Source organism: Mesorhizobium sp. M0816 (assembly GCF_040320005.1).
GTDB lineage: Bacteria > Pseudomonadota > Alphaproteobacteria > Rhizobiales > Rhizobiaceae > Mesorhizobium.
Genome location: NZ_JAMYOT010000039.1, coordinates 20,041 through 36,279, shown reverse-complemented (window position 1 = coordinate 36,279; position 16,239 = coordinate 20,041). Strand labels below are relative to the sequence as shown.

The 16,239-nt window shown below is 60.8% G+C and carries 11 protein-coding genes and 1 pseudogene; 4 read left to right on the top strand and 8 right to left on the bottom strand.

From position 1 onward, the window contains the following. Nucleotides 1-122: 122 nt before the first annotated feature. From NKI17_RS32700 to NKI17_RS32665, 8 genes are all read right to left on the bottom strand, one after another. The gene (locus NKI17_RS32700; protein WP_352907457.1) at nucleotides 123-2,264 is read right to left on the bottom strand and encodes an ABC transporter ATP-binding protein; all 2,142 of its coding nucleotides are present in this window, start codon (nucleotides 2,262-2,264) and stop codon (nucleotides 123-125) included. Nucleotides 2,265-2,280: 16 nt separating this feature from the next. Beyond that, complete coding sequence (locus NKI17_RS32695) at nucleotides 2,281-3,405, bottom strand: ABC transporter permease (RefSeq protein ID WP_352907450.1); 1,125 nt, start codon at nucleotides 3,403-3,405, stop codon at nucleotides 2,281-2,283. 9 nt (nucleotides 3,406-3,414) lie between these two features. Then, a complete protein-coding gene (locus tag NKI17_RS32690) occupies nucleotides 3,415-4,398 on the bottom strand; it encodes an ABC transporter permease (RefSeq protein ID WP_352907449.1) in 984 nt (327 codons plus the stop codon). A 14-nt stretch (nucleotides 4,399-4,412) separates the two neighbouring features. Next, nucleotides 4,413-5,252, bottom strand: coding sequence for a hypothetical protein (locus NKI17_RS32685; protein ID WP_352907448.1), 840 nt, complete (start codon nucleotides 5,250-5,252; stop codon nucleotides 4,413-4,415). Between the two features lie 29 nt (nucleotides 5,253-5,281). Next, complete coding sequence (locus tag NKI17_RS32680; protein ID WP_352907447.1) at nucleotides 5,282-6,307, bottom strand: Gfo/Idh/MocA family protein; 1,026 nt, start codon at nucleotides 6,305-6,307, stop codon at nucleotides 5,282-5,284. Between the two features lie 34 nt (nucleotides 6,308-6,341). Then, nucleotides 6,342-8,384, bottom strand: coding sequence for an ABC transporter substrate-binding protein (locus NKI17_RS32675; protein WP_352907446.1), 2,043 nt, complete (start codon nucleotides 8,382-8,384; stop codon nucleotides 6,342-6,344). A 442-nt stretch (nucleotides 8,385-8,826) separates the two neighbouring features. Beyond that, complete coding sequence (locus tag NKI17_RS32670) at nucleotides 8,827-9,213, bottom strand: cupin domain-containing protein (RefSeq protein ID WP_352907445.1); 387 nt, start codon at nucleotides 9,211-9,213, stop codon at nucleotides 8,827-8,829. Nucleotides 9,214-9,357: 144 nt separating this feature from the next. Continuing rightward, nucleotides 9,358-10,032, bottom strand: a complete 675-nt coding sequence (locus NKI17_RS32665; RefSeq protein WP_352907443.1) for a GntR family transcriptional regulator — start codon at nucleotides 10,030-10,032, stop codon at nucleotides 9,358-9,360. Between the two features lie 116 nt (nucleotides 10,033-10,148). Here NKI17_RS32665 and NKI17_RS32660 point away from each other — a divergent pair, with 116 nt between their 5' ends. The 4 genes and pseudogenes from NKI17_RS32660 to NKI17_RS32645 all read left to right on the top strand — a co-directional run bounded on the left by NKI17_RS32660 (nucleotide 10,149) and on the right by NKI17_RS32645 (nucleotide 16,030). After that, a complete protein-coding gene (locus NKI17_RS32660; RefSeq protein WP_352907441.1) occupies nucleotides 10,149-11,348 on the top strand; it encodes a Tm-1-like ATP-binding domain-containing protein in 1,200 nt (399 codons plus the stop codon). A 9-nt stretch (nucleotides 11,349-11,357) separates the two neighbouring features. Next, nucleotides 11,358-12,188: a phosphoenolpyruvate hydrolase family protein gene (locus tag NKI17_RS32655; protein WP_352907440.1), complete on the top strand. Its 831-nt coding sequence runs from the start codon at nucleotides 11,358-11,360 to the stop codon at nucleotides 12,186-12,188. Nucleotides 12,189-12,288: 100 nt separating this feature from the next. Next, nucleotides 12,289-14,156: pseudogene (locus NKI17_RS32650) on the top strand (ABC transporter ATP-binding protein). Next, the gene (locus NKI17_RS32645; protein WP_352907439.1) at nucleotides 14,156-16,030 is read left to right on the top strand and encodes an ABC transporter ATP-binding protein; all 1,875 of its coding nucleotides are present in this window, start codon (nucleotides 14,156-14,158) and stop codon (nucleotides 16,028-16,030) included. Before NKI17_RS32650 ends, NKI17_RS32645 begins: the two are co-directional and overlap by 1 nt. Nucleotides 16,031-16,239: the final 209 nt, after the last annotated feature.

Below are 16,239 nucleotides of genomic sequence, written 5' to 3'. Positions count from 1 at the left end.
CCGCGACGCGTGTTCCAAACAGGGACGCGACCTACGAAGGCCATTGCCGGGAACGGAGTATCACGCGTCCTGGATCGATCGATCACACCATCTGCTCTTTTCTTGCAAGTTCACGCATCAGATCAGCGCGGTAGCTTCATGAACAGCTCACCGTGACTACGCTGGCCGCGTAATTCGAGGGTCTCGGCATAGTGACAAGCAGCCTTGCGACCGTCCTTCTGAAGCGCCAGAACAGGCACTTCGGTGACGCATCTTGTTTCGTCGGAATAGCGGCAGCGGGTATGGAACGGGCACCCGCTGGGCGAGTTCGACGGATCGGGAATTTCGCCCATCAGTACGATCCGGTGTTCCTTCACATTGGCATCGGGGTCCGGCACAGGCACGGCGCTGAGCAGCGCTTCTGTGTAGGGATGCATCGGCCGCTCGAAAAGGCGGTCTGTCTCGCCGATCTCGATTGCCCGCCCCAGATACATGACGGCGGTGCGATTGCAGATCTGCCGCACAACGCTAAGGTCATGAGCGATGAACAAATAGGTAAAGCCGAATTCCTTCTGAAGGTCGTCGAGCAGGTTGAGAATCTGCGCCTGCACGGATACATCGAGCGCCGATACCGCCTCGTCGCAGATGATGATGCGCGGCTCCAGGGCCAGGGCGCGGGCAATGCCAATGCGCTGGCGCTGGCCGCCGGAAAGGGCATGAGGATAGCGATGCCGATATTCTGCCCGCAGCCCGACCCGCTCCAGCAGCTCGCAGACCCGTGCCTCGAGCGCCTCTCCGGACAGGATCTTGTTGACCAGCAGCGGCTCAGCGATGATATTGCCCACGGTGGCGCGCGGATTGAGTGAAGAATAAGGGTCCTGAAAAATCATCCGAATATCGCGGCGTGAGGCCTTTAGGTCCCGGGACTTGAGGTGAGCCAGATCGACCACGGAACCGTCGCGCCGGTGGAAATTCACCGCGCCGCCAGTCGGCTCGTAAATGCGGATGATACTCTTGCCCAGCGTCGTCTTGCCCGAGCCGCTTTCGCCGACAATGCCGAGCGTTTCGCCCTCGCGGATGTCGAGATCGATGCCATCCACCGCCCGGACGGCGCCGACGGGACGGCGCAGCCACCCCTTGCCAATGCCGAAATGCATCTTGAGGTCTTTGACCTCGATGATCGTCCCGCCAACCTGAACCGGATCAGGCGCTTTATTCGCTATCCGCCGCAGACTATCTATTTTGGCCGGCTGCCCAGTCAGCGGCACTCCGGCTCGTTCGGGAGCGTAGAGCCAGCATTTTACATCGGTGCCATTGGCAAGCGATACTGTCGGTGGCTCCTCGACGTCGCACAGGCCTCGGATGCACAATTGGCAACGAGGGTTGAAGCCGCATCCGAGTGGGCGGTTGAGCGGATCGGGAACCGTGCCCTGAATGGACTCCAGCCGCCCAAGCCCGCCATCCGGCCGTGGCGTGGAGCGCAGCAAGGCCTGAGAATAGGGATGTTGCGGGGAATGGAAGAAATCCCGCACGTTCGCGCGTTCGACCACCGCGCCCAGATACATCACCACTACCTCGTCGGCCATTTCCGCCACCACGCCCAAATCGTGGGTGATGAACATCATGCTCATGCCGTAGTCGGCCCGCAGTTTACGCAGGAGATCGAGAATCTGTGCCTGGGTGGTAACGTCGAGGGCCGTTGTCGGCTCGTCGGCAATGAGGAATTGCGGACGGTTAATCAGGGCCATGGCGATCATCGCCCTCTGGCGCATGCCGCCGGAAAGCTGGAATGTATAAGAATCCAGCCGCGTCTCGGCACGTGGAATACCCACCCGGGCCAGCATGTCGGCGGCGCGACGGCGCGCTTCCTTATGGCTGACGTGGTGATGCAGGTGAATCGTCTCGGTGATCTGGTCGCCGATCGTATGGATCGGCGACAGCGACGTCATCGGCTCCTGGAAGATGAGCGCCAGGTCCTGACCACGCAGGCTGCGCATCCTCAGGCCATTGGCCTCTTCCCGGGTCAGATCGACAGTGCTGCCGTCGCCGGCCCGGAACCGTGCCTCGCCGGCAATGATCCGGCCATTGTCCGGAAGCAAGCGTAAGAGGGCGCGGGCGGTGATGCTCTTGCCGCAACCGCTTTCGCCAACGATGCAGACGGTCAATCCGCGCCTGAGCTTCAGGCTGAAACCGTCCACGGCACTGACGATGCCGTCCTCCGTCTTGAGGTCGACGGCCAGGTCGCGAACGTCGAGGATATAGTCCGGGTCTGCCTTGGCCGCCACCAGTTGGGCGCTCAGGCTACCTTGAGTAAGGATCTGCTGCATCGCGAATACCGTCTCCGAGGAAATTGAAAGCAAGCACTGCGACGATCACGGGAAGCGCCGCCAACAGCAGCCAGGGCGTCATGGCGATTGCCTGCACGTTCTGCGATTGCTGCAACAGGACGCCCCAGCTGATTGCGGGCGGCCTGAGACCGAGGCCAAGAAAGCTCAGCGCAGTTTCGCTGAGGATCATTGCCGGCACTGCCAGTGTCGTGGCCGCGATAATGTGGCTGAGAAAGGACGGCACCATGTGCTTGAAGATGACGCGCGGCTCCGATGCCCCGTCGAGACGAGCTGCCGTCACGAAATCCTCGGTGCGCATGGCCAGAAACCGTCCGCGCGTGACGCGGGCGAGGTCAGTCCAGCCGATCAGCGAAATGATGATGGTGACGGCGAAATAGACCTGCGTCGGCTCCCAGTCCGGCGGCACCGAGGCGGCGATACCCATCCACAGGGGAATGGTCGGAATTGAGTTCAGGATGTCGATGATGCGCTGGATGGTCTCATCGACGAGGCCGCCATAGAGTCCAGATATGGCCCCCAACGTCACGCCCAGAAGCAGGCTGATGGTGACTCCCACCAGGCCGATGGTCATTGAGACGCGGGTGGCGAACACCATGCGGGAGAAGAAATCGCGTCCCTGCACGTCGGTGCCTGCGAGGTTGAGGGCATTGTTGCCGGCCTCATCGGTGGCCGTGATCAGATGAATATTGGTTGGGAAAAGGCCGAAGAGGTGGTACTCAAAGCCTTCCCCGAAAATTCGCACAGGGATACGGTTCTCGGGATCGGGAGTATAGACAAGCTGGAAAGTTTGCGGATCGCGCACGCGCTTCAGGCCCAGCACATGCGGTTCGAATCGGCCTTCGTTGAACAGGGCGATAGGTTGCGGCGGGATCAAGGAACGGCTCGCCGAGCCGGCCTCAGGATGGGCATAGGCGAAGAATCCTGCTCCGACCGAGATCACGTAGAGCAGCAATACAACAACGCCGCCAAGCACCGCCAGGCGATGCCTGAGGAAGCGCCGCCACATCAGAGTCCATTGGCCGGCACAATAAACGGATTCGGCGTGACTCTTGGCTCGGGAAGACACGATATCTGTCATGTCGGGCTCCTATGTCATCCTTATCCGGGGATCGGTAATGGCGAGCAGCAGGTCGGAAAGCAGCGTGCCGATCACCGTGAGAACGCCGAGCAGCAGCACCACGGTGCCTGCAACAAACATGTCCTGACTGATCAGTGCCCGGTACAGCACTGGCCCCACCGTCGGCAGGCCCAAAACTAGCGAGACGATGATGGTGCCGGAGACCACATAGGGCAGTGTATGGCCGATCGTGCTGATGAAGGGATTGAGAGCTATCCTGACCGGATATTTCATGATGGCGCGCCACGGGCTCATGCCCTTGGAAAGCGCCGTCACCAGATAAGGCTTCTGCAATTCATCGAGGAGGTTGGCCCGCATGATGCGGATGATTGGGCCGCAGCTTGCCAGAGCCAAGATGCCGGCCGGCAGCGGCAGATGGCACAACATGTCCCACAGCCGCGTCCAGCTCCAGGGCGCATTGGCATATTCGGGCGAGAACAGGCCGCCAACGTTGAGGCCGAAATAGGCAAAGCCGATGTAGCTGATGACCAGAGCACTGAGGAAACTCGGCACTGCCAGCCCGATGAAGCCGATAACCGTGGCGGCATAATCGCCGATGGAATATTTTCGGACCGCTGAATAGATACCGATTGGTAGGGCCAATATCCAGGTCAGCAGCAGCGTGGCGATTGCGAGCACGGCTGTGAGAAGCAGCCGCTCCCCAATCAATTCGGAAATCGGCTTGCGCCATTCCATCGACATACCGAAATCGCCGACAGCTACGCGGCTGATCCAGAGCAGATACTGCGTCCAGACCGGTTCGTCCAACCCGTAAAGGGCACGCAGGGCCGCTTCCTGCTCGGGCGTAATGTGTTGGCCAGCGGAGGTCAGGTCCAGCACATAGCTGGTGACGTAATCCCCCGGTGGCAGCTGGATGATGATGAAGCTCAGCAGCGAGATAACGATGCAGGTCAGTATCGCCAACAGAAAGCGCCGGATGAGATATTTGACCATCGTGCTTTTCCCGCTCAGGCGACGCGCTGGTCAGCAGCACGGATGAACCTCAGGTCGTCCCGGGCGACGGCCCAGTCGTCGAAACCGGCCGCCCTGGTGCCATGCGACGGATTGATGCAGATCACCTCGACCCGGCCGCTCTCGATAGCTGCCCGCACGATATCGGCAACCGGCCAGGAGGCGTCGGCCAGGCTGGAGGCATCCTTGAGGGTGCCATCGCTGCCGGCCCGGCCTCCCTTGAGGTGGAGCATTCCGAGCAGCGGCAGCAGCTTGTCGAGCACCTCACGGGATGGCAGGGTACCCATCTGCCACATGTTCTGCACGTCCCAAGTATAGCTTACACGATGGCCAGGCTTCAGGGTTGCAAACAGGTCGCGCACATCCTCGGGCGAGGTAATGATGCAGTCGTGGGCTTCGTTTTCAACGACGACATCGAAGCCCGCGGCGTTGATGTGGCCGATGATCTCGTCATAGGCGGCAGGCACCCACGGATGTTGGGCAAGCACCCGGTTCATATTTTGCGCCCCGCCCTGCGGACGGGATGTATCCTTGGCGGCGATCACCCTGATGAGCGCTGGCTTGAGGATTTCAGCGGCGGAAAGAACGTGGTCGAGTATTTCGGAATTGACCTGGCGCCAGCACTCTCGTCCCAGGGCAAGGTCGTGGTCGCCGAGCGACGTGGACAAGCAATGGGTGTTGAGGCCCCGCGCCGTGATTTCATCGGCCAGACTACGCAACTGATCGTGGGATAGGTCTTCCAGGCGTTTGCCGAAGATGCCGTCCTTCAGATCGCATATCCCAAGCCCTTCCTGCACATGGCGATCAAGGGCGACAGCCAGATCGCTGCCGGCCATGGAATTGAGCATGGTCAGACGTATGCGGCTCATGCACGCCTCCTCATCGGTTCAGTGTCGGAGATCAGCACAGGCTGGCCGGAGGCAGCGGATTCGTCGGCGGCGAAGCACAGTGTCATGGACGCCAGTGCATCTTCGCCGGAAACCGCCACCGGCCGGTCATTGGCGATGGCATCCACAAAGGCATCGACGCAGCCCTTGGTGCCATCCTCGATGGTATTGCCCGGGGTCGGCAGGTAGCGCCATTCATCTTCGCCATCATGGGAATAGCGGTCGCCGATCACCATGCCCTTGGTGCCGATGATTCTGATCTGGTCGGGGACTTCTCCGGCCTTGGGCCAGCGCGCCACATAGGTGGCTCCCACCTGGGCGATGCAGCCGTCACTAAAGTCAATGGTGGCGACGACCGTTTTCTGCCGAGGAAAATCGAGATCGCCCAAATCGTTGCCGCTGGCATAGACGCGGGAGGCCTGCTGGCCGACGATGAAGCGCACCAGGTCCACTTCGTGGATGCCGGTGCCGGTCAGCACCGAGCGGTCTGCTTCCCGGCTGGCATACCAGGGAGAGTGGGCGAAATGGTCGCGCTTGTCCCAGATCGAGTCCAGCCGCACGCTGATGATGTCACCGAAGTAGCCTTCGGCGACCAGCTGGCGCAGCATCTGGAAACGAGCCCGGAAACGCGCTTCGTGAGCGACCATCAACTGCTTGCCGCTTGCCTGCCCTGTGGCGACGATCGCCTCGGCATCCACGCGGGAATTGGCGATCGGCTTGGTCAATAGCACGTGGTGGCCCGAGGCCATCACCTCTTCTACATGACCACGATGCATATGGTCGGGCGTGACGATGCTGACCACATCGGGACGTTCCTCCTTCAGCATCGTGGCGATGTCTGCATGGAACGCCGCCAGCTCAGGCAGTTCGTGCCTAAGCCTGTCGAGTTGCGCCGGATCTGGATCGCAGACCACGACCCGCTCGACCGCCGGATTTTGCATGTAGTTTTTGGCATGGAGCCGGCCGAGGCCGAGCCCGATGACAGCGGCGGTGAGGCGCTTCATGGAATGCGATCCTTGTTGACGTTGAGGCGCGGAACTACTTGAAAAACACTGACATCAGCCGGGACTGCGCGGACGTCTTTGCATCCGGGCCGTTGTACTGGCGGGCAGGCACGTTACCCATGGTGTTCTTCACGACACGTATCCCGCCATAAGCCGGCGATAGCCCGACCCCGCCAATACAGTAGACATTATCGACGAGAGCCGCCCAGATTTCCTTGCCAAGACGGATGCGGTCCTCATCCGAGGCGACTAGGGCCGCGGTGTACTTTGCCAGGATTTCCTTCATCACCGCATCGGGTTCGACACCCTGCTGCCCCTTGCTGGCATACCAGGCGCCCCAGAGGGGACCAATAGGGGATCCTGCCCAGACTGGAATGATGTTCCAGGGAAAAGCGAACAGATGGTCGGAACCGTCGCCAACGAAGGCGAAGATCTGCACGTCATTGTTGCGAGTCCTGGTGTCCACCATATTGCGTTCACCTTCGGTGACCCTGGCATTGATGCCGATGACCCGCCATTGGGTGCGAATGGATTCCGACATCTCTCCGTAAGGCAGCAGGGCGCCGGCATATGATGCGATCTCGAAGGTCAGGCGGCCCTTGCCATCCGTGCGCAGGCGATATCCGGCGCCATCCCTTTTGGTGAGCCCCGCTTCGTCGAGCAGCGCATTTGCCTTCTCGACGTCTTTTGTCGCCCATAGTTTGCCGTATTTGGCGCCAGGATTGTATTTATTCGAGTCGGCGGCAACGATGCTGCGCGGTTGCCCGATGCCCAGAAAGAAGATTTCGTTGAGCTCGTCACGGTCGATGCCCAGCGACAGGGCGCGGCGCACGTTGACGTTCTGGAGCCACCTGGCAATTTCGGAATCGGCTTCGTAGCTCTGGTTGAGGCTGAGCATCAGGTCCGAACCGTGATCACTGGGATCGATGTAGACTTTGTAGTTCTGGGCCTGTTGGTTCTGCAGCAGCACCGGCAGCTTTCTGATATCCACATGGCGTTCCTGCCAGTCATATTCGCCGGCGATCACCCTCAGATTCACCAGTTCCAAGTTCTCCGCCAGCCCGAAGGAAATCTTATCGATATAAGGCAACTGGTTGCCCGCGGTATCGACCCAGACGCTGTAGGGATTGCGCTCGAATTCCCACACAGCCTCATTGATTGGCCGGGTGACCTTCCAGGGGGTGACGACGGGAAGGTCGGGATTGAGCGCCCAATCGGATTTTGCGTGGAAATACAATACCCAATTGTCGTACCCGGCCGCCGCCGCGTCGGCTGCGATCTTGTCGGCGTCGCCATATTTGGGCAGGAAGATCTTGAGATAATGAGCGGGCGCGAACAGGCCCATGCCATAGGAGCCGGCGCTGGAGCTGCCACCGAGGTCGGTGTATCCGGCTAGAATCTCGACGATGAACGAATAGGGTTCGTCGAAGCTGAGCTTGACGGTGTAGTCGTCGACCTTCTCCACTCGACCGGGCTTGCCGTTGGGCGAAAGAACGTCGGACTCGCTCGCCACGATCTCGCGGTTCTGGTAGATATCCTCGAACCAGAACACGAAATCGTTGGCCGTAAATGGCTCGCCATCGCTCCAGCGCATGCCCTCGCGCAGGAACAGGAGGGTTTCCTTGCCGTCGACGCTGGTTTCCCAGCCACGGGCGATATTGGGCACGACGTTCTGGGCGGTATAGTCGAAGAACAGCACATTGTCCGGTCCACTAGCATTGCGCACGCCATTGGGTATGTCGCCCGGACCGGTGAAGGCACGCCGCCAAGATCCGCCATAACGGCCGATCTCGTGGACGGGCTTGATGACCAGCGGATGCTTGCCGATGCGCTCGATCACCGGGGGCAAATCGCCGGCACTCACGCGAGCCGCCAAGTCCGGCGCCTCGGAAAATGACGTTGGCCAAGCCGCCTCGTCGGTAATGACCTCGGGGCCTTCGAGTTCGCCGATCAGGCTGCGCCCAATCCCCTCGTTCTGGCCCAAGGCCTGGGCGATATCGAGGCTGAGAAACGCCGCCCCTGCCCCAAGTTGCGCGGTTCCAACCAGAAACCGCCGCCGTGACATCTTGACCTGCATGATGATCTCCTCCCTTTAGACAGCCTGCCGACCAATTCGGCCCTTCGCTGCTTCTGAATTTCCTTCAAACGCGCCGGCTTCTGACGGGCTTTCAAGCCGTCGCCCCACTCCAGCGCACCATATGTCGCGAAATCGCCTTAGCCGCGGTAGCGGCAAAGGAAATGCCATTCTTTTCCAGCATCCTGGTGGCACGCTGCGCCGATGTGACGTTCGGCCGATCGATCGAAACGCGCCCCTCCTGCCCGTTGCCAACTCCCCGGACGCGACCACCCCGTAATCGCGCAATGTCCAAACAGTGTTGAGGCGCTCACTCCCGCCTTGGATCTGCATTCTTATTACCAAAGAGTATACAATATCCAAGAAGGGTCAAGAGCTTTGGCATCCGTCTTCACAGCGAATCACGCCTGTGGTAGGTGGAAGCGGCGCAGCCGACTTTCAGAAATCAGGCTACACCGCCGCCGTCGCCTTCATGATTGACGGCCTGCCGCTTGCCGGAGGAAAACATGATCAGCGCAAGGAGCGGCTCGGCACCGATGGCCCGGGCCCAATGCTTAATATTGCGCGGTATGCGAATGGTGTCCCCGGCCCTCAGGGTCACCGTCACGTTATCCAGCCGATGCTCGCAGACGCCGGACAGGACATGCAGGAATTCCTCGCAATTGGGGTGGGAGTGCAGCTGATTGCGCTCTCCCGGCTTAATATAGCAGGTACCCAAGGTCATCTCGGCTCCTGCCATGACGCTGTCGGTGACCTTCCAGTTCAGCTCCCCCCAGCCTGTCTCCATCCGCTCGCCTTCACTGGCTCGCGCCACAAAACTCTCGGCGTCCATTCTTCGCCTTCTCCCTCGGGGCCTGTTTGGCGCCGTCAATCTACCCGCGCCACAGTGGAAACCGAACTCGCGGCGCAGTCACGAGGGCGGTCGAGATGGGCACTGGACTTGAGCCTGCCCGGCCGCAAGTCCGACGGAGGCAGTTCAGCCGCCTTCCTTGCTCACGCTCTCCTCGCCGAAACGCGCCAGCACAGCCCGTTGAACGTCCGAAATATGCGTGTGCATCAGCGCCACCGCGCCGCGCGTGTCGCGCAGCCGGAAGGCCGCCAGAATGTGGTCGCGTTCGCGCGCAGCTTGTTCGGCAAAGTCCGGATTCTCGTTGGCGATGACACGCCCGATCTGGATCTGCAAAGCCAGGCGGCCAAGTGTTTCAATCAACGCAGCGTTGTCGGAAAGCTCGGCAATCATCTCGTGGAACTCTCGGTCGTATTTGCCATAATCCTGCATGTCCCCACGTCGCAATGCATCGACGGCGCTGCCTAGGATGCGCTGGAAGGCAGCGATGTGGTGGTTGCTCATATGCGGCACGGCTAGTTCCACCGCGAAACATTCGAGGACCTTGCGCAATTCATAGAGCCCGTCGATTTCCTTGCGCGAGAAGCTACGCACGAAGAAACCGCGATACGGTCTAATCTCGATCAGCCCCTCCTTGCTGAGAGTACCCAGCGCCTCCCGGAACGGCGTGCGACTAACCTGAAGCTTCTCGGTCAGCGCCTTTTCATCCAGCGGGGCGCCCGAAGGCAATTCGCCCGACACGATCATCCGGACGATCTCCTCGTAGATGCGCTCGCGCAGGGTGAGATGGCGTGGTGCGTTCATTTGCAATTCCTAATTTCCTCCACTATATACAATCTTCAAAGGAATATGCAATATGTAACGAGCAGTTTATCCGTGACAACGAGATAATGGCGCGTGTCGAGTGAGAGGGGGGAGATATGGCGAAGGTCTATGTGGTGGGGACGATGGACACAAAGGCCCTGGAATTGCGCTATGCCGCCGAACAGGTACGACACGCTGGAGGAGAACCAGTGCTGGTCGATGTCGGCATGCAGGGGGTTGGAGAAGACGCGGATATCGCCGCCTCGGTCGTTGCTGCCCATCATCCCGATGGCAAGGAAGCGCTGGAGGGGCTCGTCGATCGAGGCGTGGCAGTTTCCGCCATGGCCAAGGCACTAACGCGTTTTCTCGCCAGCCGAACCGATATCGGCGCGGTACTGGGCCTAGGCGGCACCGGCAATACGGCCCTCGTCACCGAGGCCATGCGCACACTGCCGATCGGTGTGCCGAAGGTGATGGTTTCGACCGTCGCCTCCGGCAATACCGCGCCCTATGTCGGCCCCACCGACCTCACCATGATGTATTCGGTGGTCGATATAGCCGGCCTCAACGCTATATCGCGCAAGGTCATCGGCAATGCCGCCCACGCCGCTGCCGGCATGGCGCTTAATGCCGTGCCGGTTTCGCAGGCTGATAAACCGGGCCTCGGCATGAGCATGTTTGGCGTCACCACTTCCTGCGTGACCATGGTGCGCCAACAGATGGAAAAGACCCATGAGGTCTATATCTTCCACGCCACTGGCACGGGCGGACAATCGATGGAAAAGCTCGCCGATTCCGGCTTGGTCGCCGGCCTAATCGATGTCACCACCACCGAAGTGCCCGACCTGCTGATTGGCGGCGTCTTTCCAGCGACCGAGGATCGCTTTGGGGCGGTCATTCGCACGAAGCTGCCCTATGTCGGCTCTGTCGGCGCCGTGGACATGGTGAATTTCGGCGCGATGGGCAGCGTGCCACGTCAATTCTCCAGCCGGCGCCTGCATGTGCACAATGCCCAGGTGACGCTGATGCGCACGACCCCCGAGGAGAACCGCCGGATCGGCGAGTTCATCGTCTCCCGACTCAACCGCATGCAGGGGCCGGTCCGCTTCCTTCTGCCGTTGGGCGGCGTGTCGGCCCTTGATGCCCCCGGCCAGCCCTTCCACGATCCCGAGGCCGATGCCGCCCTGTTCGATACCATCCGATCCGGCTGGCAGGCGGCATCCAACCGCGAGCTCATCGAACTCGACCTCCACCTCAACGAGCCCGCATTCGCCGAGCAACTCATCCACAATTTCCGCGATATCGCCCAGCTTTAGGACCCGACCATGAGTTCACTTTCCCGCGCCGACATCCTGGCCAGGCTTAGAGCCAAAATCGCTTCCGGCACGCCCATTATCGGCGGGGGCGCCGGCACCGGCATATCGGCCAAGGCCGAGGAGGCTGGGGGCATAGACCTAATTGTCATTTACAATTCCGGCCGCTACCGCATGGCCGGCCGTGGTTCGCTGGCCGGGCTCATGGCTTATGGCAATGCGAACGACATCGTTGTTGAGATGGCGCGCGAGGTGCTACCGGTGGTCAAGCACACGCCGGTTCTGGCCGGCGTCAACGGCACCGACCCTTTCATGCTGCCCGACCTGTTCCTAGACCAGTTGAAGGCGATGGGGTTCGCCGGTGTACAGAACTTCCCAACCGTAGGGCTCATCGACGGCACCTTCCGCGCCAACCTCGAAGAGACCGGCATGAGTTATGCGCTGGAGATCGACATGATCGCCCGGGCCGCGAAAAAGGACATGCTGACGACGCCCTATGTGTTCTCCAGCCAGGATGCGGCGGCGATGGCCAAGGCCGGCGCCAACATCATCGTCTGCCATCTCGGCCTGACCACCGGCGGCTCGATTGGTGCCGAAACCACGTTGACCCTCGACGATTGCGTCGCCCATATCGACGAATGGTCAGACGCTGCTCTGGCGGTGCGTGACGACATCATCGTTCTGTGCCACGGCGGTCCGATTTCTATGCCGGAGGATGCCGCCTACGTCCTGTCCCGGACACGCACCTGCCACGGCTTTTATGGCGCCAGCTCGATGGAACGCCTGCCCACGGAGAAGGCCATTCGGCAGCAAGTTGAGGCGTTTGGCACAATCAGCCGCTAGGCCCTGCTGCAGATGGTAGCCAAGATTAGCATGTGGGGCGGCTTTGATGGTGAGTCGTCGCTTGCCTCAGAAGGCGCAAAATCTATTCTGGAACACACCCGTGAGCAGTGATGTTATCGGCAGCGCGACGAAGCCTCTGAATTCGTTCACGCATGTGGAAGCGGCCGGCTGGGGCCGGGCTTGAGCACGCTGCTGCGCATTACGCGTATGAATTTGCGGCACCCGTGGCAGGTCGCTTTCGCCATCGGCTCGACACTCATAGCGGTAATCCTCCAGCTGCTCATTCCCCAGCTTCTCGGCCGGGCCGTCGACCAGAGTCAGACGGCCATCGGGGGCAGTGTCACGGGGGCCGCGGGAGAACAAGCGCTCTGGATTTCGGCTCTCCTGCTGCTCGCCGTCAGCGCGCTGCGCGGCCTTTTCACGATGGCGCAGAACTATTTTGCCGAAGCGGTCGGGCATCACGTCGCGTACGAACTGCGGCTCGCTTGTTACGAGAAGATCCAGCGTCTCAGTTTTTCCTTTCACGACCGGGTGCATTCAGGCGATCTGATCACCATCGGCATGCTCGATCTCGAGGGTGTGCGGATGTATTTTTCCACCGCGCTCGTTCGCGTGCTCCTGCTCACCATGCTGATCGGGATCGGCGCCTACATGATGATCTCGACCGATCCCATGCTCGGCCTGGTCGCGCTGAGCTTCGTGCCTTTTGTCGCCTGGCGCTCATCGGCCACACAGCTTAGGCTGCGCGCCACCTGGCTCGACCTGCATGAGCGGCTTTCGGTACTAAGCCGCGTCATGGAGGAAAATCTCGCAGGCATCCGCGTGGTCCGCGCTTTTGCGGCTCAAGCCTACGAGATGCTGAAGTTCGACCGCGCCTCGAAGAGCGCGCTCGGCCTCGCCCACGACCGCGTTGACATCTACGTGCCCAACAAGTCGGCGATGACCTTGTCCTTCTTTTTCGCCATGGGATTGGTCCTCTGGATCGGTGGCAACAAGATCATCGCCGGCGAGATCAGCGTCGGGACGCTCGCCACGTTCCTGACCTTCATGACGATCCTGCAAATGCCGGTGCGCCAGATCGGGCTAATGGTCAATGCCTTCGCCCGCGCTTCCACTTGCGGTTCGCGTCTCTTCGGTCTCCTCGACCAGGATATCACGATCAGGGATGCTCCCGACGCCAGACCCCTCGAGATCAGCGAAGGCACTTTGCGCTTCGACAATGTCTCGTTTGCATACCCCAGCACTGGAAACCGCGTGATTCTGAAGAATATCAACTTTGAGGCCCGTAGGGGCGAGACGATCGCGATCGTCGGTCCGCCGGGTTCGGGCAAATCCACAATGGCTCACCTGATCCCCCGCTTTTACGACGTCACTGGGGGCGCCATCACGCTTGACGGGCAGGACATCCGCAAGGTCACTCTCGCGACGCTTCGCAAGGCGGTCGCGGTCGTACAGTAGGATGCATTCCTGTTCACCACCACGATCGAGAACAACATCGCTTATGGCGATCCCTGGGCGAAGGAACAGCGGATCGAGCGCGCTAGCGAATCCGCCCAGCTCCACAACTACATCCTCGGCCTCCCCGCAGGCTACGAGACGGTCGTGGGCGAACGCGGCGTCTCTCTCTCGGGCGGCCAGCGCCAGCGTCTCACGATTGCTCGCACCATGATCCTGCGCCCGTCGGTCGTCGTTTTCGACGACTCAACCGCCGCGATCGATGCCGGCACCGAGCAGCGCATCCGCGCGGCGGTGCGACGTTTCGCCAAGAATAGGGTGACGATCATCATCGCCCACCGGCTGAGTTCGCTCATGCACGCCGATCAGATCCTTTTTGTCGACAACGGCGAGATCATCGAACGCGGCACCCACCAGGAGCTATTGGCGAAGCGAGGACGCTATAAGGCCCTTTACGATCTCCAGGTGCGCCCGGGTGATGACATCGCGACCGAGTATGGGGGCGCGCGCTGATGGCCCAGGGGCTCGCCGGCGAACTCGAAAACGAACGCAATCACGTGCGTGGCGACGGCAGACGCCCTCCGCGCGCGGTCGTCGGCTCGCACCGTATCGAGGAGGAGATGTTCGGCCGGGCTTTCGACAAGAACATCATCCGACGCATCGCGGTTGCCGCATTGCTGATCTTTACCGGCACGCAGCTTCTCATCCCGTTGATCATCCGCTACGCGATCGACCACGGCATGACTCCGGGAGGCATCGATCGCTCCGCCCTGCTCGCGGCCGTCGGCGCGTTTCTTCTCGCGATTTTGACCAATTTCGCCGCCGGCTACACACAAGAAACGGTGGTGGGGAAAATGGCCGAGAATGTCCTGTTCGACATCCGCCGCGCCATGTTTGCCCATCTGCAGAAGGTCTCGCTCTCCTTCATGGACAAGACCGAGGTCGGACGCCTCATGTCGCGCCTGCAAGGCGACGTCAACTCCATACAGGAATTCCTCGAAACCTCGGTATATTCCGTAGGCGATGTTGCGCTTCTCTTCGGCATCGTTTTCGTAATGCTGTGGCTCGACTTCCGCCTCGGCCTCCTGACGCTCTCGGTTCTGCCGGTCCTGGTGATCGTCCGCATTGTCTGGCTGCCGCGTGCCCGCGACGCCTTCATGGCTGCACACGAGACTAATTCCGTCGTCAACGGCGCGCTGGCCGAAGCCATTCACGGCGTGCGCACCGTCCAGTCCATGGACCGCCAGCAGGTGAATTTCATTCTTTTTGACGACAAGGCCCATGCCAATCTCAGGACTCACCTGATCGCTGCCAAATATGCACAGGTTATGGTGCCGATCGTCGATGGCCTCACCGGCCTCGCCATGGCCATTGTCATCGTGGTCGGCGGTTCCATGGTCATGAATGGCCGCATCGATGTGGGCGTATTGGTCGCCTACCTTTTCTACATCCAGCGCTTCTTTGATCCGATCCGCTCGCTCACTCTGCAATATTCGATCATGCAGCGCGCCATGGCCTCAGGCAAGCGCCTGACCGATGTGCTCGACGTCAAGATCGATGTCCAGGACAAACCGGATGCCAAGGTGCTTTCGCCCGAAATGGACGGCTCGGTCGAGTTCAGGGACGTCACCTTCGGCTACGATCCCAACCGTTCGGTGCTGAAAAATGTCTCCTTCAGGGTCAATCCCGGCGAGACAGTCGCCTTGGTCGGGCCGACCGGCTCGGGTAAATCGAGCGCGATGGCCCTGGTCCACCGCTTCTATGATGTTCAGCAGGGCCAAGTGCTGGTCGGCGGGCATGATGTGCGCGACCTCACTCAGGAATCGCTCGCCCGCCAGGTCGCCATGGTGCTGCAGGAGCCGTTCCTCTTCACCGGGACGGTCTTCGAGAACATTCGCTACCATAAGACGGAAGCCACGCGCGACGAGGTGATCGAGGCCGCCAAGGCGGTCGGGGCCCACGACTTCATCATGAGCCTTGCCAACGGGTATGAAGCCCAACTCGACGAACGCGGCGGCAACCTTTCTCTCGGTCAGCGCCAGCTTATCAGTTTCGCCCGGGCTCTCGTCGCCGACGCCAAGATACTCGTCCTCGACGAGGCTACCGCCAACATCGACAGCTACACGGAAATGCTGATCCAGAAGGCCCTGATCAAAATCCTCGAGGGCCGCACCGGGCTTGTCATCGCCCACCGTCTCGCTACCATCCGAGACGCTGACCGCATCATCGTTCTTCAAAACGGCCAGATGATCGAGACCGGCGACCACGGCCAGCTAATGGCCGCGGCCGGACTTTACTCCAAGCTCTACAACCTCAACTACGCGTCGTTCGACGATATCCCCGAGGAGGAACTCGACGCCTCCGCACAAGCCAGCTCCCAGACTTGACGTGTGGTCGGCATATCTATGGGTGCTGTCCGTGATGACGCGTTTCAGGCGGGCTGACGGACGCTGAGGCCGTCGTCGACGATGAGGCAGGCAGAACTCGTCGGATATCATCAACACGGCCGCGAGCACGATTCCCTCCGGCGATGCAATGCGGCCGCTGTAGGGCACCGAGCTAATTGCCATTGCGGCGCGATTAGCATTACCTCATG

Coding starts and splice junctions, on each gene's coding strand:
- NKI17_RS32695 (WP_352907450.1), bottom strand. CDS start 3,405: ATGACAGATATCGTGTCTTCCCGAGCCAAGAGTCACGCCGAATCCGTT.
- NKI17_RS32690 (WP_352907449.1), bottom strand. CDS start 4,398: ATGGTCAAATATCTCATCCGGCGCTTTCTGTTGGCGATACTGACCTGC.
- NKI17_RS32685 (WP_352907448.1), bottom strand. CDS start 5,252: ATGGCCGGCAGCGATCTGGCTGTCGCCCTTGATCGCCATGTGCAGGAA.
- NKI17_RS32680 (WP_352907447.1), bottom strand. CDS start 6,307: ATGAAGCGCCTCACCGCCGCTGTCATCGGGCTCGGCCTCGGCCGGCTC.
- NKI17_RS32675 (WP_352907446.1), bottom strand. CDS start 8,384: ATGCAGGTCAAGATGTCACGGCGGCGGTTTCTGGTTGGAACCGCGCAA.
- NKI17_RS32670 (WP_352907445.1), bottom strand. CDS start 9,213: ATGGACGCCGAGAGTTTTGTGGCGCGAGCCAGTGAAGGCGAGCGGATG.
- NKI17_RS32665 (WP_352907443.1), bottom strand. CDS start 10,032: ATGAACGCACCACGCCATCTCACCCTGCGCGAGCGCATCTACGAGGAG.
- NKI17_RS32660 (WP_352907441.1), top strand. CDS start 10,149: ATGGCGAAGGTCTATGTGGTGGGGACGATGGACACAAAGGCCCTGGAA.
- NKI17_RS32655 (WP_352907440.1), top strand. CDS start 11,358: ATGAGTTCACTTTCCCGCGCCGACATCCTGGCCAGGCTTAGAGCCAAA.
- NKI17_RS32645 (WP_352907439.1), top strand. CDS start 14,156: ATGGCCCAGGGGCTCGCCGGCGAACTCGAAAACGAACGCAATCACGTG.